We start from the raw sequence: 22303 nt of genomic DNA, 5'->3' as shown, positions 1-22303 counted from the left end.
CTTGACAACGACGAACCTTTCCGAACCAAAAGTGAAGTATCAGGCGTCCTTTCTCTCCAGCAACACCCCACATTCACAGTGATGCGTCCAGGGGAACTGATCGAACAACGCGAAACGAGCGACCCGATGAGTGCGGCTCAGCGTCTCCAGGTTGCGCTCCAATGTATCGGGGTTGCATGAAATATAGACGACTCGCGAGTATTCGCTCAGTTGGCGACAACTGGCCTCATCGAGGCCGGCGCGAGGCGGGTCCACCAGTATGGTGGAGAAGTCATAGGCTTCCAGCGCCATCTCGGTCACTCGCCGGCCGCCCTTCTCACCCTTCAGTGCGGCGCTGAACTCCTCGGCCGACATGCGCCCTACCGCGGCATTGCCGATGGCGTTGGCTGCCAGGTTCTGCTGAGCACTGGCTACCGAGGTACGCGAGATCTCGGTGGCAAGCACATGGCGAAAGTTCTCGGCCAAGGCAACGGTGAAGTTGCCGTTACCGCAGTAGAGTTCCACCAGGTCACCGGCCTGGCTGCCCCGGGTCACATCCCGCGCCCAGGCAAGCATGGCCCGGTTGATCTCGGCATTGGGCTGGGTAAAGCTGTTTTCCACCTGCTGGTAGTGGAACGTGCGTCCCTCCACTTCCAGCCGCTCCCAGACATGGTCGCGCTCGAGCACCAGCCGCTGCTTGCGCGAACGGCCGATGACGAAGATATCGAGGTGCTGTTGCAGCCAGCGGGCCGCCTCCTCCCAGGCACCGTCCAGCGGCCGGTGATAGATCAGCGTGACCAGCGCCTCGCCGGAAAGCGTGGTCAGGAACTCGACCTGGAACAGGCGGCGACGCAGCACGTCGTTTTCCAGCAGCACCTCGCGCAAGCGTGGCATCAGTTCGTTGATGCGCCGGCTGGCGACGGGATAGTCGTCCAGGCGAATCAACCGCTTGTGCTTGGGATCGTCGCGATCGACCTCGAACATGGCGTAGTAGAGGTCGTCGCCTTCATGCCATAGGCGAAACTCGCAGCGCTGGCGGTAATGACTCGGCGGTGAAGGAAACACCTCCAGGGCCGGCGGGGCGAAGCGCTGGAACTGCTGGGTGATGCGTTCACGCTTGGCCGCGAGCTGCTGGTCGTAGCGCGCGAGGTCGACAACGGGAATGGACACGGCAACTCCTGTCGTGTGCAGGAAGGAAAAGGGGTTCAGCCGACGATCAGCAGGCGCGGTTCGTCGAAATCGAAGCGGGCCAGGGCTCGGGCGAGCCGCGCATCGGGCGCCGTAGCCAGCCCCTGGTCGCGCCCTGTCCTGGGCGTGGGGTCGCCGGCCACCTCGGCGGTACGTCGCGCAATGGCCTCGCCAGAATCGATCAGGCGTATCGGCCGTGGCGACGCCGCGATCAACCTCTCACCAAGCAGTGGGAAGTGGGTGCAGCCGAGCACCACCGTATCGAGATCGGCGGACGCCCACAGCGGCGCCGTGACGGTGTCGATGATGGCCTGGTCCGGCTCGTCGCCGGCCAGAAAGCGCTCGGCCTCGCGCACCAGTGGGTCGGCGGCGACCCGGGTGACGCGACAATCAGCGGCAAAGGCCTCGATCAGGCGATCGGTATAAGGGCGCGCCACGGTAGCACTGGTCGCCAGCAGGCCGATATGGCGACTCGCGCTCATGGCCGCGGCGGGCTTGATCGCCGGCACCGTACCCACCACCGGCACCTTCAGGTGTGCACGCAAGGCATCCAGCGCCAGGGTACTGGCGGTATTGCATGCCACCACCAGCACACAGCAGCCACTTGCGGCAACAGCCGCCTCGCATACCGCAAGGATGCGCGCCACCAGCCAATCGTCGGGGCGCGTACCGTAGGGCATCATGGCGTTATCGCAGGCATACACCAGCGCGGCGTCGGGCAGGTGGCGCCGCAGGGGCGGCACCACCGACAGGCCGCCAACGCCAGAGTCGAAGATCAGTATCGGGCCGGACATGGCGAAACGGCGCTCATGGAAGTCGCTCGGCTGCTACTCGAAGGGGCCTATTCTAGCAGCATGCCGAGCGAGCTGAAGCCCTCGCTTCGCCAATGTATTCTTCAGGCCGCCGGCTCCGGGGTTTCGCGCAGTTCGGCGTAGAGTTCCGGGTAGGCCTCCTGCAAACGCTCCAGCTTGGCTGCCGCCCCTTCAGGCAGTGTCTGAGCCAGGAGTTCCAGGTCGCTATCGTCGAAATATTCACCGATCAACGGGAAGAGCAGTTCGCGTTCATCGCGCAGGTAGGTGCGATGCGCATCCAGATAGGCCTTCAGGTCCTCGGCGAAGCGATCCATCGGGATTACCGCGTCCATCAGGATCATGTCGATATCGTTGGACAGTCGCATCAGGCGCTGCCGCAAGGCCTGGTAATCGCTCGACAAGCGCTCGGTGAGGGCCTTGCACTCCGGGGCCAGGGCCTGCAACCGATCCGAGCAGACACGCTCCAGCGGAACGGTGAAATCCTCCATGTAGTCAAGGATGTAATCGACAACTTCACGCACCAGTTGGAAGTTGGGCCGGTCACCATCGGCCAAGGCCTTTTGCTTGAGCTGAAGAACGTGCAACAAGCGCGCCATGTTGGCATGATCCTGACGCAGTTGGGTCAGCATGGGCATGTCGAGGCCTCCTCTTACGATGAGCGGGTATAGTGGTTGGAGTCGCGGGACGGAAGCAGGTTCAGTCATGTCGCTATCGAGATACGACCCTGTCGCCAACAAGACACGACACGAATGGCGGGATGCTGTATCACCCTAGACCCTTTGGCCCATTCCCGCACATCGCCCAAGGTCGTATTGCAACCCATTGAGTTAGTGCTAGCCGCCTGACCGGCACTGCACGTCAGCATGAGGAGAACATTCCATGGATCTTTTCGGCCAGGCGCACGACGACAACGCCCCACTGGCCTATCGCATGCGCCCTCGCCGTCTCGACGACTACGTGGGCCAGCAGGCCCTGGTTGGCCCGGGCAAGCCGCTGCGGCGCATGGCCGAGAGCGGCATTGTGCGCTCGATGATCCTGTGGGGGCCGCCCGGTACCGGCAAGACCACCCTGGCCGAAATCCTCGCCGAGCACTCCGGTGCGCACCTGGAGCGGCTCTCCGCGGTGATGGCGGGCGTCAAGGAGATTCGCGCCGCGGTGGAGCGGGCCAGGGCCGTGCAGGCCCAAGGCCGGCCTACCCTGCTGTTCCTCGATGAGATACACCGGCTCAACAAGAGCCAGCAGGACGCCCTGCTGCCTCACGTGGAATCGGGTCTTTTGACGCTGATCGGTGCCACTACCGAGAACCCCTCGTTCGAAGTCAATTCCGCACTGCTCTCGCGTGCCCGCGTACACGTGCTCACCTCGCTCGACGAGAGCGAACTCATCGAGGTGATGCGGCGTGCCCTGCGCGACGAGGAGCGTGGGCTGGGTGGGCGCCGCATCGCGGTCGACGACGAGGTGCTGGCCATCCTGGCCCGCGCCGCCGCCGGCGACGCCAGGCGAGCCCTGGGCATGCTGGAAACCGCCTGCGACTTCAGCGTGCCCGAGGGCGAAGGCGAAAGGCTGCCGCGCGAAGCGCTGGATACCGCACTTGGCCATCAGACGAGCGCCTTCGACAAGCAGGGCGACCATTTCTACGACCTGCTCTCTGCGATCCACAAGTCGGTACGCTCGTCGCGCCAGGACGCGGCGCTGCTCTACATTGCCCGTTTCATCCAGGGTGGCGGCGACCCGCTCGACGTCATCCGCCGGCTGGCGGCGATCGCCTCCGAGGATGTGGGCAATGCCGACCCGCGCGCCCTGCCGCTGGTCATGGCAGCCTGGGACGCCTACCTGCGCCTGGGCGACTACGAAGGCCAGCGTGCCATCGCCCATGCCGCGATCCATCTTTCCATCGCCCCAAAGAGCAACGCCATCGACCAGGCGTGGAAACGCGCCAAGGCGTTCGTTGCCGCCCAGCCCCGCCTGGAGGTGCCCACCTACCTGCGCAACGCCCCGACCAAGCTGATGGAGTCGCTAGGCCACGGTCACGGCTACCGCTACGCCCACAACGAGCCGGAGGGCTACCCGCAGGCAGCGATCACGACTGCTGGCCCGAGGAAGCGCCGCGAGAGGCCTTCTACCAGCCCAGCGAACACGGCCAGGAGAAGCGCTACGCCCAGCTGATGGCCTGGCGCGCCGAGCTGGATGCGCGGGCCGATCGAGGTGACAACGGAGAGTAGATGAGTAGAAACGCCAGCGCCGCCTGGTGGGCGGCGCTGTCGATGGGCTCGGTACTGCTTCAGTGGGTATCGCGGATCACGTCGGCTCCGTCGGGGATCTGGAAGGCGAAGCGGCTCTCATCGATGGTGTGGTTAGTGCGGATGTCGCGAAACTCGATCACGGTCTCCTGACCGGTGCTGTCGATCATCTGCAGCGCCGCGAGACGCTCATTGTTGAAGGTCATCTGCAGCTCCTCGAACAGCGTATCGCGCGCCTTCGGCACCAGGCGGAAGGTCTCGCTACCGCCCTGTTGCTGACGCGATACCTCGTAGCTCTCGGTCAGCTCGCGTGCGCTGCCGGAGAGCAGCAGCGCCGGGGTATGGGTAACCCGCTGGTCGAGCGCTTGCACCGTGACCTGCTCCAGGTCGGGGTCATAGAGATAGACCTCGCTGCCATCGGAGATCACCTCCTGCTGATAGGGCGCGTCGACCTCCCAGCGGAACTTGCCGGGACGTGACAGCCACATGTGGCCGTTGGCCTGCTGCAGGCGCTCGCCGCTGCCGTCGAGGATCAACTGCTCGAAACTCGCCTCATAGGTCTGCAGCGGTTCCAGCATGCGGGTCAGTCGATCGGCACCTTCACTGGCCAGGGCGATTGCCGGGGCGGCAAGGGTCAGGGCCAGTGCAGCTAGGGTCTTCTTCATCATCGATTGTCTCTCCCTGGGCAGGTCCAAGTGGATCCTGTCTCTCGGACCCGCTGCGAGCCGGCGGGTTGCATGGCCGCCGACGCTTTCATGATTAATGCATGGTTGTGTCGTCGCCTGGCGCCGCCACGGGGTCAGTTACCCACCGGCGGCGGCGCCAGCACTTCGCGCCCGCCATTGGAGCCCATCGAGGAGACCACACCGGCCGCCTCCATGGCTTCCACCAGGCGCGCGGCGCGGTTGTAGCCGATCTTGAAGCGACGCTGCACTGCCGAGATGGAGGCGCGGCGGCTCTCGGTGACGAACTGTACCGCCTCGTCGTAGAGCGCATCCTGCTCGGCATCGCCGCCGCCCTCCCCGCCATCGGCCTCGAGCCCGGTCAAGGCGTCGGCCGAGACACCGCCGGCGAGGATTTCGTCGATGTATTCCGGCTCGCCGCGACGCTTCCAGTCCTCGACCACCCGATGCACCTCGTCGTCATCGACGAAGGCGCCATGCACACGGGTCGGCAGTCCCGAACCGGCCGGCAAGTAGAGCATGTCGCCGTGGCCCAGCAGGTTCTCGGCGCCGCCCTGGTCGAGGATGGTGCGCGAATCGACCTTGGACGACACCTGGAAGGCCATGCGCGTGGGAATGTTGGCCTTGATCAGGCCGGTCACTACGTCCACCGAGGGACGCTGGGTGGCCAAGATCAGGTGGATGCCGGCCGCCCGCGCCTTCTGCGCCAGGCGCGCGATCAGTTCCTCGACCTTTTTGCCGACAATCATGAACATGTCGGCGAACTCGTCGATCACCACCACGATGTAGGGCAGCTTCTCGAGCACGGGCGGCGACTCGTGCATCTCCCACGGCTGCGGCTCCCACAGCGGATCGGCCACCTGGGCGCCGGCGCGCTCGGCCTCGTCGAGCTTGCCGTTGAAGCCGGCGATGTTGCGCACGCCCATGGCCGCCATCAGCTTGTAGCGCCGCTCCATCTCGGCCACGCACCAGCGCAATGCGTTGGCCGCCTCCTTCATGTCGGTGACCACCGGCGCCAGCAGGTGTGGGATGCCGTCGTAGACGGACAGTTCCAGCATCTTGGGGTCGACCATGATCAGGCGCAGCTCTTCGGGCGTGGCCTTGAGCAGCATCGAGATCAGCATGGCGTTGACCCCCACCGACTTGCCCGAGCCGGTGGTGCCGGCCACCAGCAGGTGAGGCATCTTGCCCAGGTTGGCCACCACCGGGCCACCGCCGATGTCCTGGCCCAGTGCCAGGGTCAGCGCCGAGGCCTCCTGCTGGTAGCGGTCGGAATCGATCACCTCGCGCAGGCGAATCATCGCCCGGTGCGGATTGGGGATCTCGATGCCCACCGTCGGCCGTCCGGGAATCACCTCCACCACGCGCACGCTCTTGACCATCAGCGAGCGCGCCAGGTCCTTGGCCAGGTTGCTGATCTTCGAAACCTTCACGCCGGCGGCGGGCTTGATTTCGAAGCGGGTGATCACCGGGCCCGGCCAGGTGTGCACCACCTCGGCCTTGACCCCGTACTCGCGCAGGCGGGTCTCGAGCAGCTCGGCCATGTCGGTCAACTGCTGCTCTGTATAGTTCTGATGATGCGGCTCGGCCGGCGTGAGCAGACGCAGGCTCGGCAACTCGCCATCCGGTTCCGGCATGTCATCCAGCGTCGGCCGCTGGCTCTGTAGGTGCTCCACCGTCCACAGCGTTGGGCCTTCCGGCTCCGCCGCTGCGGCGCGTGCCTGCTCGGCAGTGGCCAGCCGCCCCTCTTCCGCGTCTTCCTCGCTGGAGATTGGCGCACTCGGCTGCCAGGTGCGCAGCCCTTCGGCCTGATCGGCGTAATGGCTCGGTGCCTGCTCCTGGCGCCAGTCATCGCCGTCCAAGCCCCCTTCCGGCTCCGCCCCGTCCTCTTGCACGTAGGCAGCGTCATCGTCTTCCCGGCCGATATCGTGCCAGCTCAGACGCGGCTCATGCGCATCGACCGGCTCTTCCGGCTGCAGGTCGCCAAGTCCCGGCTCGCGTCGCGCCGAATCGGGACGCCCGCCTGGCGTGAACCCGGGCTCCTTCGCTGCCGGCGCATCGGAGCCGGACACTTCGGCAGCGCCGCCCCGTGACACTTCCTCGGAGTCCGAAGCGGTCTCCCGCTCTTCCGTTGCCCGCAGCGGCATGGCAGTCCGCGGGAGCGGGTCGTCGTCGCGGCTGGCCTTGAGCACCGCGGCCGCTGCAGCCGGCCCGGAAACGCGCTCAGCGCCAAGGCTAGGCTCCGAGGGCGCCACGGGGCCGGCAGCAGGCCGTGCGGCAGGTTCGGATGCGGCCCTGTTCTGGTTCTGGCCAACGCTGTAAGCCGCCTCGGGGCGCTTGGCCGATGGGGTACGTTCGGGCACGTCCCAGGGAATATCGGTATCGCCATCGTCACCGAACGACGAGGACAGCCCCGGTTCGCGCTGCTCTCCCAGGTCGGGGCCCGACTCGGCGCCACGCCGCCGCCAGAAACGCCAACGCCGACGAGGCGACTCACCGGCCGGTTCCGGTTCGTCCTCGACATGAGCGTCCTCATCTTCCTCCCAGTGCGGCTCGTGCCGATCACGCACCAGCCCGAACGGGGAAGCCGCCCAACGCCACAGGCGCAGGAAACGGTGACCGAGTTCATCCATCACCGACAACCAGGAGAGGCCGGTGAATAGAGGGAAGCCACATAGCATGGCCGCTACGGCCAACAGGCCGGTGCCGCCCGACTCGACCAGCGGCACGAGAGCGCCGACCAGCCCTTCCCCGAGAATTCCTCCCGAGGCATAGGGCAGCATGCTGTCCGGGCTGTAGAAGTGCAGCGTACCCAGCGTGGTGGTACCCAACAGCAGCAGCACCAGGCCACCCAGGCGCACGGCCACCGCCGTGGCGTCCCATTCGAGCTGCACCCTGCGCGTACGAATCAGCCGCCAGCCGGCGAAACCGAGCATGCCGGGCCACCACAGGGCGCTGGCCCCGAACAGCGAATAGAGCACGTCGGCCAGCCAGGCGCCGAAGGGCCCCATCCAGTTGGCCACGTCGGTTTCCGGGCCACGGCGGGACCAGCCCGGATCCGAAGGCTGGTAGCTGAACAGCGCCAGCAGCAAGAATACACAGGCTGCCAGCAGCACGATGGTTGCCCCTTCCCGGGCCACGCCATGCAGGTGAAGCGACAGGCGCTTGGTCGGCTGCTGGGAGTCCTCCTCCGATGCGCGCCGCGGCACGCCCTTTTCCTTTACACTCAACTCGCCAACCCCCTCGCACCGTACCTGGACAGTGCCTTTCCAACTCACATGAAGCAGAATGAATTCAGCCGCCATCATACCGGGACTACAAGCCCCGGCACAGTGGCCGAGACGCTTGCTTGAGCCAAATCGGCTCCAGCGTCAGACTAATGAAACCAATGCTGACGAGGAGCGCCACTGCATGCTGCCCTGGCTTCCCGAGCACCCTGTGCGTTTCCCTCCCGTCTCACGCGCACTGCGTGACCCGGAGGGCCTCTTGGCAGCGGGAGGCGAACTCACCCCGGAGTGGCTGCTGGCCGCCTACCGGCGCGGCATCTTTCCCTGGTACAGTGACGACCAGCCGATCCTGTGGTGGTGTCCGAATCCACGCATGGTGCTCTTCCCCGATGAGCTGCACCTCTCCCGCAGCCTGGCCAAGCGTCTGCGCAACGGCGGTTTTCAGGTGAGCTTCAACCGCTGCTTCGATGCGGTGGTCGAGGCCTGCGCTGCCCCGCGCCGGGGCCAGCCCGGCACCTGGATCACGGCGGAGATGCATGCCGCTTACGTGACATTGCACCGGCTCGGCTATGCGCGTTCGGTGGAAGTGTGGCAGGCTGGCGAGCTGGTCGGTGGACTCTATGGCGTGGCCATGGGGCCGGTGTTCTTCGGCGAGTCGATGTTCTCGCGCGCTAACGATGCCTCGAAGGTCGCTTTGGTTCACCTGGTACGTGCCATGCGCGCCGGCGGCGGGCGATTGATCGACTGCCAGATGCATACCCAGCATCTCGCCAGCCTGGGCGCGCGCGACATCGCCCGCGTCGAGTTCATCAACTATCTTGAATCATGCCTGGCGGCGCCGGAGCCTCCGGACGGCCAGCACCCGATGCCCTGCTGGTCGCTGCCCGACGACCCGCCGTGCGTCGAGACCATGAGCGCTCTCATTTAGGAGGCGAATCACGTGAGCAGCAATACGCCTCGCCACCCGATAAGGGATCTCCGCTTTTTCCTGACCGTGCCCCATGCCTGCAGCTATCTGGAGGGGCGCGATGCCACGACGTTGTTTCTCGATCCTCAGGAATCCCATGGACAAGGCATCTACGACTCGCTTGCCTTGCTGGGTTTCCGTCGCAGCGGCCATCATCTGTACCGACCGCATTGCGACAGCTGCAACGCCTGCGTGTCGGTGCGCATTCCGGTCGACGACTTCCAGCCCAGCCGCAGCCAGCGGCGCGTGGCCAGGCGCAACGCCGACCTGCGTCTGATCGAGCGTCCCGCGCTGTTCGATAACGAGCATTACGCGCTCTACGAACGCTATATCCAGGCGCGCCATGCGGATGGCGACATGTATCCGCCAAGCCGGGAGCAGTACTGCACCTTCCTGACCCTGGACGAGCCCTATTCGTGCCTGCTCGAGTTCCGCCTGGGCGAGCAGCTGCTCGCCATCTCCGCCTTCGATCGCCTGGAGCACGGACTCTCCGCCATCTACACCTTCTTCGATCCGGATCCCGAGTGGGATCGGCGCTCGCTCGGCACCTTCGCCGTGTTGAGCCTGGTCGAGCTGGCCTTCCGCGAGGGGCTCCCGCACGTCTACCTGGGCTACTGGATCCGCGAATGTCGCAAGATGGCCTACAAGGAGGCCTACCGGCCCCTGGAAGTCCTGGAAGGCCGGCATTGGCGGCGCCTGCTGGCAGTGACATCAAGCGTGTAACGCGGCCCGCTTTGCCTTGACGCCCGGCTTGCGGCACAATATCGCGCTATCCTTTGGGATGGGCGCAGCGTATTGCGCCCGTTGCCATGCCCCGCATGCCAACAACCCATTTCTGTCCATCAGCGAGGAACCGCCTATATGGCACGTGAAGACCATATCGAAATGGAAGGCGTCGTCGTCGATACCCTTCCCAATACCACCTTTCGCGTCGAGCTGGAGAACGGCCACGTCGTGACCGCGCACATCTCGGGCAAGATGCGCAAGAACTACATCCGCATTCTCACCGGCGACAAGGTCAAGGTCGAACTGACCCCCTACGACCTGACCAAAGGACGGATCGTCTACCGTTCGCGCTGAGCCGCCGCACCACGCCTCGTCCGCCCTAGAAAGACAACGCCCCGTCCGGGGGGACAGGGCGCTGTGGTCAGGCGAGTCGGATATCGCACCAAGGCGAATCAGGGCGCGTCGGCCATTTCCGACTCCGTGGAAAGATGCAACTCGCCATCCTCCACCGTCACGTGCACCACTCCCCCATGTTCGGATAGCTCGCCGAACAGGATCAGCTCCGCCAGAGGCTTCTTGAGCCTGTCCTGGATCAGCCTCGCCATGGGCCTTGCGCCCATGCTGGGGTCGTAGCCCTTCTCGGCCAGCCAGTCCCGTGCGTCCACGTCCACATCCAGCTGAACCCGCTTCTCGTCGAGCTGCGCCTGCAGTTCCACCAGGAACTTGTCCACCACGCTGCGTACCACCGAGGTGGGCAGGGAGTGGAACTGGATGATGCCATCCAGGCGATTGCGGAACTCTGGAGAGAAGGTCTTGCGGATCACTTCCATGGCATCGGTCGAGTGGTCCTGGGTCTGGAAGCCGATGGAGCGACGCGCCTGCTGCTCGGCACCGGCATTGGAGGTCATGATCACGATCACGTGACGGAAATCCGCCTCGCGGCCGTTGTTGTCGGTCAGTCGACCGTGATCCATTACCTGCAACAGCAGGTTGAAGACCTCCGGGTGGGCCTTCTCGATCTCATCGAGCAGCAGCACGCAGTGCGGCTGCTTGGTGATCGCCTCGGTGAGCAGCCCGCCCTGGTCGTAGCCGACATAGCCCGGAGGCGCGCCGATCAGCCGCGACACGGTGTGACGCTCCATGTACTCCGACATGTCGAAGCGCACCAGCTCGATGCCCATGATCCGCGCCAGCTGGCGGGCCACTTCGGTCTTGCCCACCCCGGTGGGGCCGGCGAAGAGGAAGCTGCCCACCGGCTTGTCGGGGGACTTGAGCCCGGCCCGCGACAGCTTGATGGCGGCGGACAGGCTGTCGATGGCCTCGTCCTGGCCGAACACCAGCATCTTCAGGTCGCGGTCGAGGTTCTCGAGCAGCTTGCGATCGGAGCTGGAGACGCTCTTCGGCGGAATCCGCGCGATGGAGGCGACGACCGCTTCGACCTGGTCGACGTCGATGGTCTCGACCCGTACCTCCGGCGGCAGCAGCCGCTGATGAGCACCCGCCTCATCGATCACGTCGATGGCCTTGTCGGGCAGGTGGCGATCGTTGATGTAGCGATCCGCCAGCCGCGCCGCACTCTCCAGCGCCGCGTCGGTGTACTTGAGGCGGTGATGCTCCTCGAAGCGCGAACGCAGCCCCTTGAGGATGCGAATGGTGTCGTCCACCGACGGCGCCATGACATCGACCTTCTGGAAGCGGCGCGCCAGCGCCCGATCCTTCTCGAAGATGCCGCGGAACTCCTGGAAGGTGGTGGAACCGATGCAGCGCAGATCCCCGAGGAGAGCAAGGGCTTGAGCAGGTTGGAGGCATCCATCACGCCGCCGGAGGCCGCCCCGGCACCGATCACCGTATGGATCTCGTCGATGAAGAGGATGGCGTTGGGCTGCTTCCTGAGCTCAGCCAGCAGGCTCTTCAGGCGCTTTTCGAAGTCGCCACGGTACTTGGTACCGGCCAGCAGCGCACCCATGTCGAGGGAGTAGACCACGGCGTCACCGATGACCTCGGGGACATCCTCTTCGACGATGCGCTTGGCCAGACCCTCGGCAATGGCGGTCTTGCCGACGCCGGCCTCGCCCACCAGCAGCGGGTTGTTCTTGCGCCGCCGGGCCAGGATCTGGATCACCCGTTCGAGTTCATGCTCACGACCGATCAGCGGATCGATCTTGCCCATCCGAGCCTGTTCATTGAGGTTGGTGGCATAGCCGGTCAGCGGGTTGGCGCTGGTCTCGCCGCCACCCTCCTCGGCGTCCTCTGCCTCATTGGGCGAGGACGAAGGGTTCTGACCGTGGCCTGCCACCTTGGAAATTCCATGGGCGATGTAGTTCACCGCATCGACCCGGGCCACGTTCTGCTGCTTGAGGAAGTAGACCGCCTGGCTCTCCTGTTCGGAGAAGATGGCGACCAACACGTTGGCTCCGGTCACTTCGCTCTTGCCGGAGGACTGCACGTGGAATACGGCACGCTGCAACACGCGTTGAAAACCCAGTGTCGGCTGGGTCTCGCGGTCGCTCTGGTCCTCCGGGATCAGAGGCGTGGTGGAATTGATGAAATCCTGCAGGTCGGACCGCAACTTGTCGAGGTTGGCCCCACAGGCTCTCAGCACGTCTGCCGCTGATGCGTTGTCGAGCAGTGCCAGCAGCAGGTGCTCCACGGTCATGAACTCGTGGCGCTTGGAACGGGCCACAGTAAACGCCGTGTTCAGGGTCAGTTCAAGTTCTTTGCTCAGCATGGCAGTCCCCTTCTCGCCGCTTAGGGCTTGCATCGGATCTTTCGTGGTCCGGCACCTTCAACATCGGGCACAAACGCTGCCGTTGCAAGTCTCTTCACTCAACGACTGCCATTCCTACCCCGTCTCGAGCAGACCGGGAGTCAGTCCGCCGCCTCGATGTCGCTGAGTAGCGGGTGCTGACACTCTCTTGCATATTGATTGACCTGATGGCTTTTGGTTTCCGCGATGTCGCGGGTGAAGATGCCGCACGTCGCCTTGCCGCGAGTATGCACCGTGAGCATGACCTGCACGGCCGTCTCGCTGTCCATGTGGAAGAAGCTCTGCAGCACCTCCACCACGAACTCCATCGGCGTGTAGTCGTCGTTGTGCAGGATCACCTTGTACATGGGCGGGCGCGCCACCTCGGGGTCGGACGCCTGTACGGCCAGGTCGTCGTCGCCCTCTTCTTCCGGACGCGGCGGTTGCGTCATGCCTGCCACGACACCGACCGACTCCCATGCGTTCGGGTCTTCAATCTCGTACATAAAAGCCACACACCATCTCGACAAGCCGGCCATCTGACGTCCCAGCTTAGACGACGACAGGCCGGCAGGGTTCAGGTTGATACGTAAAAGGCCCCCATCCGCCAGGCGGACGGGGGCCCCGATAGGCTCAGCGGGTCGCTTACATGTTGTCGGCGACGGCCTGGCCGAACTCGGAGCACTTCAGAAGCTTGGCATCGTCCATCAGGCGATGGAAGTCATAAGTGACCTCACCCTTGGAAATGGCCTTCTCCATGCCCTTGAGCACCAGGTCGGCAGCCTCGACCCACCCCATGTGCCGCAGCATCATCTCGGCGGAGAGAATCACCGAACCGGGGTTGACCTTGTCCTGGCCGGCGTACTTCGGCGCGGTGCCGTGGGTGGCCTCGAACATGGCCACGGCGTCGGCCAGGTTAGCCCCCGGCGCGATGCCGATGCCGCCCACTTCGGCAGCCAGGGCGTCGGAGAGATAGTCACCGTTGAGGTTCAGGGTGGCGATGACGTCGTACTCGGCCGGACGCAGCAGGATCTGCTGCAGCATGGCATCGGCGATGACGTCCTTGACCACGATGTTCTTGCCGGTCTTGGGGTTCTTGAACTGCATCCACGGGCCGCCGTCGAGCAGCTCGGCACCGAACTCGTCGCGGGCGATCTCGTAGCCCCAGTCCTTGAAGGCGCCTTCGGTGAACTTCATGATGTTGCCCTTGTGCACCAGGGTCAGCGACTCACGATCGTTGTCCACGGTGTACTGCAGGGCCTGACGCACCAGGCGCTTGGTGCCTTCCTCGGAAACTGGCTTGACGCCGATACCGCAGTTCTCGGGGAAACGAATGTTGGTGACACCCATCTCCTCGCGCAGGAACTTGATCACCTTGTCGGCTTCGGGAGTACCGGCTTTCCACTCGATGCCGGCGTAGATGTCCTCGGAGTTCTCGCGGAAGATGACCATATCGACGTCGGCGGGCTTCTTGACCGGGCTCGGCACGCCCTCGAACCAGCGCACCGGGCGCAGGCAGACGTAGAGGTCGAGCTTCTGGCGCAGGGCCACGTTCAGCGAGCGGATGCCACCGCCCACGGGAGTGGTCAGCGGCCCCTTGATGGAGACGACGTAGTCCTTGACGGCTTCGAGAGTCTCTTCGGGCAGCCAGGTATCGGGGTCGTAGACTTGGGTTGCCTTCTCACCGGCGTAGACTTCCATCCAGTGGATCTTGCGCTCGCCGTTGTAGGCCTTCTGCACGGCGGCATCGATGGCGATCTTCATCGCCGGCGTCACATCGACGCCGATTCCATCACCCTCGATGAACGGGATGATCGGATTGTTCGGCACGTTCAGGGTGTTGTCGGCGTTGACGGTAATCTTCTCGCCGCCTTCAGGGACGACAATTTTCTGATACCCCATTGAGAACTCCCCTGTCTGGTATGTTCAGTGGAGCGCGGAGTATAGCATCGTCCACCCCAACCGGCCCATATGACCTAAGGACCCCCATCCGCCGATGGGCGAACGGGGGTCGATAGGTAGGACCGGAAGGAGCTAGCGGGACTTCAGCCCCTAGCCACCAGCGCCAGGGCCTCGTTCAAGGTTTTGCTCGGACGCATGACCGCCCGCGCCGCCTCAGGGTCGGCATGATAGTAACCCTTGATGTCCACCGGCTGGCCCTGCACACCATTCAGCTCCTCGAGAATGGTCGCCTCGTTGGCTTGCAGGGTCTCGGCCAGGCGGCCGAACAGCGCCTTGAGATTGGCGTCCTCGTCCTGGGCGGCCAGGGCCTGGGCCCAGTACAGGGCCAGGTAGAAGTGGCTGCCCCGGTTGTCCAGCTCACCGACCTTGCGCGAGGGCGACTTGTCGTTCTCGAGGAACTGGCCGATGGCCTTGTCCAGCGCGTCTGCCAGCAGCGCGGCGCGGTCGTTGCCGAAGCGCTTGGCAAGATGCTCCAGGGAGGCGGTCAGTGCCAGGAACTCGCCGAGGCTGTCCCAGCGCAGGTGGTTCTCTTCCAGGAGCTGCTGCACGTGCTTGGGCGCTGAGCCGCCGGCACCGGTCTCGAACATGCCGCCACCGGCCATCAGCGGCACGATGGAAAGCATCTTGGCGCTGGTGCCGAGTTCCATGATCGGGAACAGGTCGGTGAGGTAGTCACGCAGAATGTTGCCGGTCACCGAGATGGTGTCCAGGCCGCGGATCACGCGCTCCAGGGTATAACGCATGGCCCGGACCTGGGACATGATCTGGATGTCGAGACCGCTGGTATCGTGATCCTGGAGGTAGGTCTTCACCTTCTTGATCAGTTCGTTCTCGTGCGGGCGATAGGGGTCGAGCCAGAACACCGCCGGCATGCCGGAATCGCGGCAGCGCTCCACGGCCAGCTTGACCCAGTCGCGGATCGGTTCGTCCTTGACCTGACACATCCGCCAGATGTCGCCCTTCTCGACGTTCTGGGTCAGCAGCACCTCGCCGGTTTCCAGGTCGGTGATGTTGGCGACGCCGTCCGCCGGCACTTCGAAGGTCTTGTCGTGGGAGCCGTACTCCTCGGCCTTCTGCGCCATCAGGCCGACGTTGGGCACGGTGCCCATGGTGGCCGGGTCGAAGGCGCCGTGCCATTTGCAGAAGTTGATCATCTCCTGGTAGATGCGGGCGAAGGTGGACTCGGGGATCACCGCCTTGACGTCCTTCATGCGACCATCGGCACCGTACATCTGGCCGCCGGCGCGGATCATGGCCGGCATCGAGGCATCGACGATCACGTCGCTGGGCGAGTGGAAGTTGGTGATGCCGCGGGCCGAATCCACCATGGCCAGCTCGGGACGCTGGTCGTGGCAGGCGTGCAGGTCGCGGATGATCTCATCACGCTGGGATTCGGGCAGGGTGGCGATCTTGTCGTAGAGATTCACCATGCCGTTGTTGACGTCGACACCCAGTTCCTCGAACAGCGCCCCGTGCTTCTCGAAAGCGTCCTTGTAGAAGATCTTGACGCAGTGGCCGAATACGATCGGATGCGAGACCTTCATCATCGTTGCCTTGACGTGCAGGGAGAACATCACGCCGGTCTTGCGCGCGTCCTCGATCTCACGCTCGTAGAATTCGCACAGCGCTTTCTTGCTCATGAACATGCTGTCGATGATCTCGCCTTCGAGCAGCGAGACCTTGGGCTTGAGCACCAACGACTCGCCGCTCTTGGTGATCAGCTCCATCTTCACGTCGCGGGCGCGATCCAGCGTCATCGACTTCTCGCCGTGGTAGAAGTCGCCGCCGTGCATGTGAGATACGTGGGTGCGCGAGGCCTGGCTCCACTCGCCCATGTGATGGGGATACTTGCGGGCATACTCCTTGACGGCCTTGGGTGCACGGCGGTCGGAGTTGCCCTCGCGCAGCACCGGGTTGACGGCACTGCCCTTCACCTTGTCGTAGCGCGCCTTGATCTCTTTCTCTTCGTCGTTCTTCGGCTCGTCCGGATAGTCCGGCAGCTTGTAGCCCTGCCCCTGCAGCTCCTTGATCGCTGCCCTGAGCTGCGGCATGGAGGCACTGATGTTGGGCAGCTTGATGATGTTGGCTTCCGGCGTCTTGGCCAGGGCGCCCAGTTCGGCGAGGTGGTCCTCGACGCGCTGCTCGGCGGTCAGGTAATCGGGGAACTGGGAGAGAATCCGAGCCGCCAGGGAGATGTCCCGGGTTTCCACCTCGATACCTGCGGCGTCGGTGTAAGCGTCGATGATCGGCAACAGCGAATGGGTCGCCAGCGCAGGCGCTTCGTCGGTGAACGTATAGATAATCTTCGGCGTTTTTGACATGGTGGCTTTGATCTCTCTGGTCGCTGCGATGGCAATAACTGGAACGGTTGCGCGCACTCACGATGCCTGAAACGGGGTCCCTGCGTGCTCCACCTACGGTTCTCATCTGGCGGGGGATGCGCTTGGCATCGACCCGGTGGCGGAGTCACGGCAGGCCCGTAACGACGAGGGCGCTCCCGGCGAGCGTGCGCATTATATCAGCCCGCCCGCCTCGGCGTATGGTCAATAAGGCTGACGCGTTTCCCTCTCCCATCCCGTCCCGCTTGCCGGTAAGCTTTGCCCCATGAGCGCCATTTATCTCCTGCACAAGCCCTACCGCATGCTCTCCCAGTTCACCGATCGCCTCGGCCAGGGGGAAGCACCGCGTGCGACACTGGCGGACATCATCAAGGTGCCGGGCATCTACGCGGCAGGACGGCTGGACTATGATTCAGAAGGACTGCTGCTATTGACCGACGACGGTGCACTGATCCAGCGCATCAGCGACCCGCGCCACAAGCAGCCCAAGACCTATCGCGTACAGGTGGAGGGCAACCCCGACGAGGCGGCACTGGCCGCCCTGCGCCAGGGTATCGAGCTCAAGGATGGCCCGACCCGACCGGCCAAGGTGCGGCGCCTGGCCGAGAGCGGCCTGCCGCCGCGCACGCCGCCAGTGGACCCGAAGCGACACCCGGTGACGTCCTGGCTGGAACTGACCATCAGCGAAGGCCGTAACCGTCAGGTCCGGCGCATGACGGCTCATGTCGGCCACCCCACCCTGCGCCTGGTGCGCGTGGCCATCGGCCCCTGGCGCCTGGACGGACTGGCCCCGGGTGAGTGGCGCAGGGAAACCCTACACGCCCGCGCAACACGCCAAGGCGCTCGCCGCGCCGCCAAGGAGGTCACCGATGAGCCGCTGGCATCCGCATGTAACCGTGGCCACCGTCGTGGAACGCGCCGGCCGCTTCCTGATGGTGGAAGAGTCACCGAGAGGCAGTCAGACTACCCTGTTCAACCAGCCCGCCGGCCACCTGGAGCCCGGTGAGCGGATTCAGGAGGCGGCCCTGCGCGAACTGCGCGAGGAGACCGCCTGGCAGGTGGGGATCACCGACTACCTGGGGCTGTACGTCTACCAGACGTCCGGCGGCGAGACCTTCCATAGCCATGGCTTCTTCGGCATGGCCCTGGCCCACCTGGGCAACCCTCTCGATCCCTCGATCGTCGCCGTGCACTGGCTGACCCTGGAAGAGGTCGAAGCGCTGGAGCGCCAGGGACGGCTGCGCAGTCCGCTGGTACTGCGCCGAATCCGCGACGCCCTGGCGGGGCGGTTTTATCCCATGGATGTCGTCCACGAGCGCTAGTCTCTTATTAACAACCGGTACAAGGCCGGAATCACCAGCAGCGTCAGCAGCGTGGAGGCGACCAGCCCGGAGATGATCGCCCAGGCCATGGGCGGCCACAGCGTCGACTGGGTCAGGGTCAGCGGCACCAGGCCGGCCACCGTGGTAGCGGTGGTGAGCAGCACCGGCCGAGTACGCCGCGCCACCGCCGATACCACCGCCTCCCTCACGTCGAGCCCCTGCTTGCGATTGGCGTTCATCAGGTCGATCAGCACGATGGCGTTGTTGACCACGATGCCGACCAGCGCCACCACGCCGAGGATGGCGGTAAAACCGAACGGCTGGCCGGTCAGCCACAAGCCCGGCACGACACCGATGATCGACAGCGGCACGGTCGTCAGCACGATGCACAGCTGACGGAAGGAGTTGAACTGCGCGAGCAGGAACACCATCAGCAGCAGGCCGCCGAACGGCAAGGTCTGGAACAGTGCGGTGTTGGCATCGCCGGCCGACTCCGCTGCCCCGCCGATGGTATAGCTCACGCCTGTGGGGAGTTCGAGCGCCTCGAGTTGCGGCAGGATCTCGCCCAGCACGCCGTCGTAGGTCCAGCCGTCGGCCACCTCGGCCAGCACGGCCGTCATGCGACGCAGGCCTCGATGTTGAATCACCGCCGGGCGCCAGGTCAGTTCCAGGGAGGCGATTTCACCAAGTGGCACCGAGGTCCCGTCGGCAGCGGCGAGGCGCAGCCCCTCGAGCCCGTCGGTGGGGAAGCGTTCACCCTCGGGCGCACGGATCAGCAGCGGCGCCGGGTCCCGGGCCGCACGCCAGGTGCCCACCTCGACCCCGCGGCTGGCACCAGCCAGGACCGTGGCCACATCGCGCCGCGATAGCCCGTACTCGGCGGCGCGAGCGTCATCGGTATCGACCCGCAGCGTGGCCAAGCCTTCACCCAGACGGTGACGCGCATCGCGAGCGCCTTCGGCAGCGCGCACCACGCTGAGGATGCGACCAGCGGCATCGGCCAGCGCGGCGCGGTCCTCGGCGAATACGCGAATCTCCACCGGCGCTTCCAGCGGCGGCCCCTGGCCCAAGCGGCGGGCCACCACTTCGGCCTCGGGCAGCCACTCCGGCGCCACCGCACGCACCCACGTCATCAGCCCCGCCAGATCGGCGGCGTCCTCGGCTTCCACGACCAGCCGGGCCAGGTGCGGCTGGCGCGGCTGTTCGACCAGGTTGTAATAGAAGCGCGGGCCACTGAAGCCGACGAAGCGATGTACCGCCCGCACCGCCGGTCGCTCGGCCAATGCCGTGGCCAACGCCTCGGCCTGATGGGAGGTGGTGTCGAGATGGGTGCCTTCAGGAAAGTTGAGATCGACGATCAACTGGTTGCGATCGGTATCGGGAAAAAAATCGTGATTGAGCAGCGGTACCATGGCCACGGCACCGACCAGCAGCAGGCCGGCACCTGACAGCACCACGGCCGGCCAGCGCACGGCGATCCGTCCCAGGCGCTCGCCTGCTGCCTGTAGCCGCTCACGCCGTGCTGCCAGCCTTGGCCGGAGGATGCCAGCGGCAAACACCGGCGTAACGAACACGGCATACACATAGCTCACCGCCAGCGTCAGCATCACCATGACAGGAATGGCACGGGTAAAGTCGGCGGTGTTGCCACTGGAGAGCAGCAGCGGCACGAAGGCGGCCAAGGTGGTGCCGGTGGCCGCCAACAACGGCGTGGCCAGCTCCCGTACCGAGCGGGTAACGGCCTGCATGGCCGAGCGCCCCTGATCGCGGTGAAACTGGATGTTCTCGACCATGACGATGGCGTTATCCACCAGCATCCCGAGCGCGATCACCATGCCGGCCACGGCGATCTGATGCAGCACCCCGCCGCCCATGGCGTAGAGCGCCAGCGAGGAGAAGGTCACCAGTGGCACGATCACCATCACCGCGAGGCCCAGCCGCAGCCCCATGGCCAGGAACAGCAGCGTGCCGAGAATGCCAATACCCAGCAGCAGCGAGAAACCGAGTTCCGCCAACCGTCGTTCGACCCAGCGCGGTTGGTAGAAGCTCTCCTCGATCGTGAGCGGCGCATAGGCGGGACGCAGTTCATCCACCAGCGCACGCAGCCGGCTGCCGAAGCGCACGGCATTGACCTGATCGTTGGAGAGCACCAGCCCCAGCGCCACCGCCGGCCGGCCATCGTGCCACATGCGCTCGGTGACGGGCTCCTCGGGCATCAGCCGCAGGTCGGCCAGCTCGCCGAGTGGCACCTGGTCGCCGCGCACGGTGCGTATCGGCGTGGCGGCGAGTTCTTCCAGCGAACCGAATTCGGTGCGCGGGTCGAGCACCAGGGAGCGTCCCCCGATCGCCAGGCTGCCGCCGGAAGCGGTCAGGTTGCGCGCGGCCAGTTGCTCGCCAAGCGCCCTAGCGTCGAGGCCTGTCAGTTCGGCCAGGGTATCGTCCCAGCCGATCGCCACCTGCTGGCCCGGATCGGCCAGCAGATCGATGCGGGCCACCTCCTTGAGCCGGAACAGGTCGCGGCGCAACCGCTTGGCCGCCTCGCGCAGTTCGAGCAGATCGTCGGAGCCGGTCAGTGCCAGCACGATCCCGTGGGCATCGGAGTCGCGGTCGCTGATCTCGGCCTCGCCCACGCCATCGGGAAACTGGCGGCTGGCCCGGTCCACGGCGATGCGCACCCGTTCCCAGGCGGCATCGGTGTCGTAGACGTGCTCGTGCATCTCGATGGTGACGTGAGCCACGCCGAGACGCGCAGTGCCGATGATGTCATTGACCTCCTCTACCTGGGCCAATTCCTCCTCCAGGGGGTTGAGCACCAGGCGCTCGACCTGCTCCGGCTCGGCCCCTGGGTAGGGCACCAGCACCTGGCCGAAGCGATAAGGGAAGAAAGGATCCTCCTGACGATCCATCTGCACCCAGGCCACCAGGCCGAGCAGGGCCAGCAGCAGCGTAACGGTCAGGATGAGTCGCTTGTAGCGCAACGAGGCGAGCAGCCAGCTCATGGCAGCACCCTCACCCGGTTGCCCTCTTCCAGGCGCCCCTGCCCAGCCGTCACTACCCTGTCGCCCGCAGCCAGCGACGACGCCGCGATTGCGACCCAGCCGCCATCCAGCCGGCCGGGAGTCACGGCAATGCGCTGGACCGTATCGTCAGCGCTCAGCATCAGCACGTGCGGGTCGTACCCGCCGGGGTCGACCACCGCCGCCAACGGCACCTGAAGCAGGGGCGGCGCATCCAGCGACAGCTGCACCCTGACCGGCTCGCCCAGCGCCGGGCCGGGGTCGGCATCGATCGCCAAGATGACCGGCGCCATGCCCTCTCCCGCCTGGCCGATGTCGGTGACCCGCCGGGGAAGCGCCGCGCCCCCAGCGTTGCCACCAGGCTCGCCTCCTGGCCCACCTCCAGCCGTGCGGCAAGGCCGCCGGCACGCGAATCTCCACCTCGCGCCCCGTAAGCCCCACCAACCCCAAGACCGGCTGGCCGGCGGCCAGAAAATCGCCGGGCTCGGCCTCGAGGTCGGTCACCACGCCCGCGAACGGGGCGCGCAGGGTGAGTTCATCGAGCTGTGCCCGGGCCTCGTCACGCTGGGCCAGGGCCTGCTCACGCGCCTGCACGGTGGCTTCGCGCTCCGAACGCAGGCGATCCAGTTCCTCCTCGGCGCTGAGGTTGCGCTCGCGCAGCACGCGCGCCCGCTCGACGTCGCGTTCCATGCGGCGCAGGCGAGCGTCGAGTTCGCTTATCCGCGCTTCGGCGGCCACGAGCGCCGGCGCCATGGCCGGATTGTGCAGCGTCGCCAGCGGCTCTCCCCGTTCGACCCGCTGCCCCCTCGCCACATGCCGCTCACGCAGCACGCCGTGATGCAGAAAAGCGAGAGTCGCCCGTTCGCTGGCCCGCACCGTGCCGGGAAAGCGGTATCTCGTCTCGGCCTGGGATAGGCGCACCGTCTCGCTGCGCACGCTGGGCAGGACCGTCTCACCGGTTTCGATCTGAGCCGGAGCGGCATCGCACCCCGACAGCAATATGATGCCCAGCATCAGCGAGACCGCCAGGCTGCCTCTCGCCACCCTCCCCATAGTCATTCTCCTTCATGGAACAGCCGCATGAACTGGTCGGCC

The 22303-nt window shown here is 65.5% G+C and carries 16 protein-coding genes and 2 pseudogenes; 6 read left to right on the top strand and 12 right to left on the bottom strand.

Annotated features, from left to right (window positions below; all coding sequences use genetic code 11):
- Nucleotides 1–39 precede the first annotated feature (39 nt).
- The 3 genes from trmA to EKK97_RS07960 all read right to left on the bottom strand — a co-directional run bounded on the left by trmA (nt 40) and on the right by EKK97_RS07960 (nt 2608).
- A complete protein-coding gene (trmA, locus tag EKK97_RS07970; protein ID WP_159550935.1) occupies nt 40–1149 on the bottom strand; it encodes a tRNA (uridine(54)-C5)-methyltransferase TrmA in 1110 nt (369 codons plus the stop codon).
- Nucleotides 1150–1184: 35 nt separating this feature from the next.
- Nucleotides 1185–1961, bottom strand: coding sequence for a glutamate racemase (gene murI, locus EKK97_RS07965; protein ID WP_159550933.1), 777 nt, complete (start codon nt 1959–1961; stop codon nt 1185–1187).
- 101 nt (nt 1962–2062) lie between these two features.
- Complete coding sequence (locus tag EKK97_RS07960; protein ID WP_159555725.1) at nt 2063–2608, bottom strand: hemerythrin domain-containing protein; 546 nt, start codon at nt 2606–2608, stop codon at nt 2063–2065.
- Nucleotides 2609–2858: 250 nt separating this feature from the next.
- On the opposite strand from EKK97_RS07960, the pseudogene EKK97_RS07955 reads away from it, so the two are divergent.
- Nucleotides 2859–4201 (top strand): annotated as a pseudogene (locus tag EKK97_RS07955) (replication-associated recombination protein A).
- Between the two features lie 59 nt (nt 4202–4260).
- Here EKK97_RS07955 and lolA read toward each other — a convergent pair.
- On the bottom strand, nt 4261–4887 hold the full coding sequence (lolA, locus tag EKK97_RS07950; RefSeq protein ID WP_422673425.1) for an outer membrane lipoprotein periplasmic chaperone LolA: 627 nt from the start codon (nt 4885–4887) through the stop codon (nt 4261–4263).
- 131 nt (nt 4888–5018) lie between these two features.
- The gene (locus EKK97_RS07945; protein ID WP_234286426.1) at nt 5019–8111 is read right to left on the bottom strand and encodes a DNA translocase FtsK; all 3093 of its coding nucleotides are present in this window, start codon (nt 8109–8111) and stop codon (nt 5019–5021) included.
- Nucleotides 8112–8313: 202 nt separating this feature from the next.
- Here EKK97_RS07945 and aat point away from each other — a divergent pair, with 202 nt between their 5' ends.
- From aat to infA, 3 genes are all read left to right on the top strand, one after another.
- Nucleotides 8314–9057 (top strand): leucyl/phenylalanyl-tRNA--protein transferase, encoded by a 744-nt coding sequence (gene aat / locus EKK97_RS07940; protein ID WP_159550929.1) that lies wholly within the window; start codon nt 8314–8316, stop codon nt 9055–9057.
- Nucleotides 9058–9069: 12 nt separating this feature from the next.
- The gene (locus EKK97_RS07935; protein WP_159550927.1) at nt 9070–9819 is read left to right on the top strand and encodes an arginyltransferase; all 750 of its coding nucleotides are present in this window, start codon (nt 9070–9072) and stop codon (nt 9817–9819) included.
- Between the two features lie 138 nt (nt 9820–9957).
- The gene (gene infA / locus EKK97_RS07930; protein WP_010627817.1) at nt 9958–10176 is read left to right on the top strand and encodes a translation initiation factor IF-1; all 219 of its coding nucleotides are present in this window, start codon (nt 9958–9960) and stop codon (nt 10174–10176) included.
- A 98-nt stretch (nt 10177–10274) separates the two neighbouring features.
- On the opposite strand, the pseudogene clpA reads toward infA, so the two are convergent.
- The 4 genes and pseudogenes from clpA to EKK97_RS07910 form a co-directional block, all read right to left on the bottom strand.
- Nucleotides 10275–12550 (bottom strand): annotated as a pseudogene (gene clpA / locus EKK97_RS07925) (ATP-dependent Clp protease ATP-binding subunit ClpA).
- Nucleotides 12551–12690: 140 nt separating this feature from the next.
- Nucleotides 12691–13074 carry an ATP-dependent Clp protease adapter ClpS gene (clpS, locus tag EKK97_RS07920; protein WP_234286428.1) on the bottom strand — a complete coding sequence of 128 codons (384 nt, stop codon included), beginning with the start codon at nt 13072–13074 and terminating at the stop codon, nt 12691–12693.
- Nucleotides 13075–13213: 139 nt separating this feature from the next.
- Nucleotides 13214–14470: an NADP-dependent isocitrate dehydrogenase gene (gene icd / locus EKK97_RS07915; protein WP_159550925.1), complete on the bottom strand. Its 1257-nt coding sequence runs from the start codon at nt 14468–14470 to the stop codon at nt 13214–13216.
- Between the two features lie 143 nt (nt 14471–14613).
- Nucleotides 14614–16851, bottom strand: a complete 2238-nt coding sequence (locus EKK97_RS07910) for an NADP-dependent isocitrate dehydrogenase (protein ID WP_159550923.1) — start codon at nt 16849–16851, stop codon at nt 14614–14616.
- Nucleotides 16852–17134: 283 nt separating this feature from the next.
- Here EKK97_RS07910 and EKK97_RS07905 point away from each other — a divergent pair, with 283 nt between their 5' ends.
- Entirely contained in the window at nt 17135–17875 is a 741-nt protein-coding gene (locus EKK97_RS07905) for a pseudouridine synthase (RefSeq protein WP_159550921.1), read from the top strand.
- Nucleotides 17802–18191 (top strand): NUDIX domain-containing protein, encoded by a 390-nt coding sequence (locus EKK97_RS07900; protein ID WP_159550919.1) that lies wholly within the window; start codon nt 17802–17804, stop codon nt 18189–18191. Before EKK97_RS07905 ends, EKK97_RS07900 begins: the two co-directional genes overlap by 74 nt.
- Here the strand turns inward: EKK97_RS07900 and EKK97_RS07895 are convergent.
- The 3 genes from EKK97_RS07895 to EKK97_RS07885 are packed head-to-tail and all read right to left on the bottom strand — an operon-like array spanning nt 18188 to nt 22261.
- Complete coding sequence (locus EKK97_RS07895) at nt 18188–21190, bottom strand: efflux RND transporter permease subunit (protein WP_159550917.1); 3003 nt, start codon at nt 21188–21190, stop codon at nt 18188–18190. The genes EKK97_RS07900 and EKK97_RS07895 overlap by 4 nt on opposite strands.
- Nucleotides 21187–21351, bottom strand: coding sequence for a hypothetical protein (locus EKK97_RS07890; RefSeq protein WP_479688638.1), 165 nt, complete (start codon nt 21349–21351; stop codon nt 21187–21189). Before EKK97_RS07890 ends, EKK97_RS07895 begins: the two co-directional genes overlap by 4 nt.
- Nucleotides 21338–22261: an efflux RND transporter periplasmic adaptor subunit gene (locus tag EKK97_RS07885; protein ID WP_159550913.1), complete on the bottom strand. Its 924-nt coding sequence runs from the start codon at nt 22259–22261 to the stop codon at nt 21338–21340. The genes EKK97_RS07890 and EKK97_RS07885 overlap by 14 nt, the downstream gene beginning before the upstream one ends.
- Nucleotides 22262–22303: the final 42 nt, after the last annotated feature.

It is taken from the genome of Billgrantia tianxiuensis, assembly GCF_009834345.1.
In the GTDB taxonomy this organism is placed as follows: Bacteria; Pseudomonadota; Gammaproteobacteria; order Pseudomonadales; family Halomonadaceae; genus Halomonas; species Halomonas tianxiuensis.
Note: the sequence above shows the minus strand (reverse complement) of the source record. Positions and strands in the feature narration are given on the sequence as shown.

Coding starts and splice junctions, on each gene's coding strand:
- clpS (WP_234286428.1), bottom strand. CDS start 13,074: ATGTACGAGATTGAAGACCCGAACGCATGGGAGTCGGTCGGTGTCGTG.
- icd (WP_159550925.1), bottom strand. CDS start 14,470: ATGGGGTATCAGAAAATTGTCGTCCCTGAAGGCGGCGAGAAGATTACC.
- lolA (WP_422673425.1), bottom strand. CDS start 4,887: ATGATGAAGAAGACCCTAGCTGCACTGGCCCTGACCCTTGCCGCCCCG.
- aat (WP_159550929.1), top strand. CDS start 8,314: ATGCTGCCCTGGCTTCCCGAGCACCCTGTGCGTTTCCCTCCCGTCTCA.
- EKK97_RS07900 (WP_159550919.1), top strand. CDS start 17,802: ATGGTGGAAGAGTCACCGAGAGGCAGTCAGACTACCCTGTTCAACCAG.
- EKK97_RS07885 (WP_159550913.1), bottom strand. CDS start 22,261: ATGGGGAGGGTGGCGAGAGGCAGCCTGGCGGTCTCGCTGATGCTGGGC.
- murI (WP_159550933.1), bottom strand. CDS start 1,961: ATGTCCGGCCCGATACTGATCTTCGACTCTGGCGTTGGCGGCCTGTCG.
- EKK97_RS07910 (WP_159550923.1), bottom strand. CDS start 16,851: ATGTCAAAAACGCCGAAGATTATCTATACGTTCACCGACGAAGCGCCT.
- infA (WP_010627817.1), top strand. CDS start 9,958: ATGGCACGTGAAGACCATATCGAAATGGAAGGCGTCGTCGTCGATACC.
- EKK97_RS07890 (WP_479688638.1), bottom strand. CDS start 21,351: ATGCTGAGCGCTGACGATACGGTCCAGCGCATTGCCGTGACTCCCGGC.
- EKK97_RS07905 (WP_159550921.1), top strand. CDS start 17,135: ATGAGCGCCATTTATCTCCTGCACAAGCCCTACCGCATGCTCTCCCAG.
- EKK97_RS07895 (WP_159550917.1), bottom strand. CDS start 21,190: ATGAGCTGGCTGCTCGCCTCGTTGCGCTACAAGCGACTCATCCTGACC.
- EKK97_RS07960 (WP_159555725.1), bottom strand. CDS start 2,608: ATGCTGACCCAACTGCGTCAGGATCATGCCAACATGGCGCGCTTGTTG.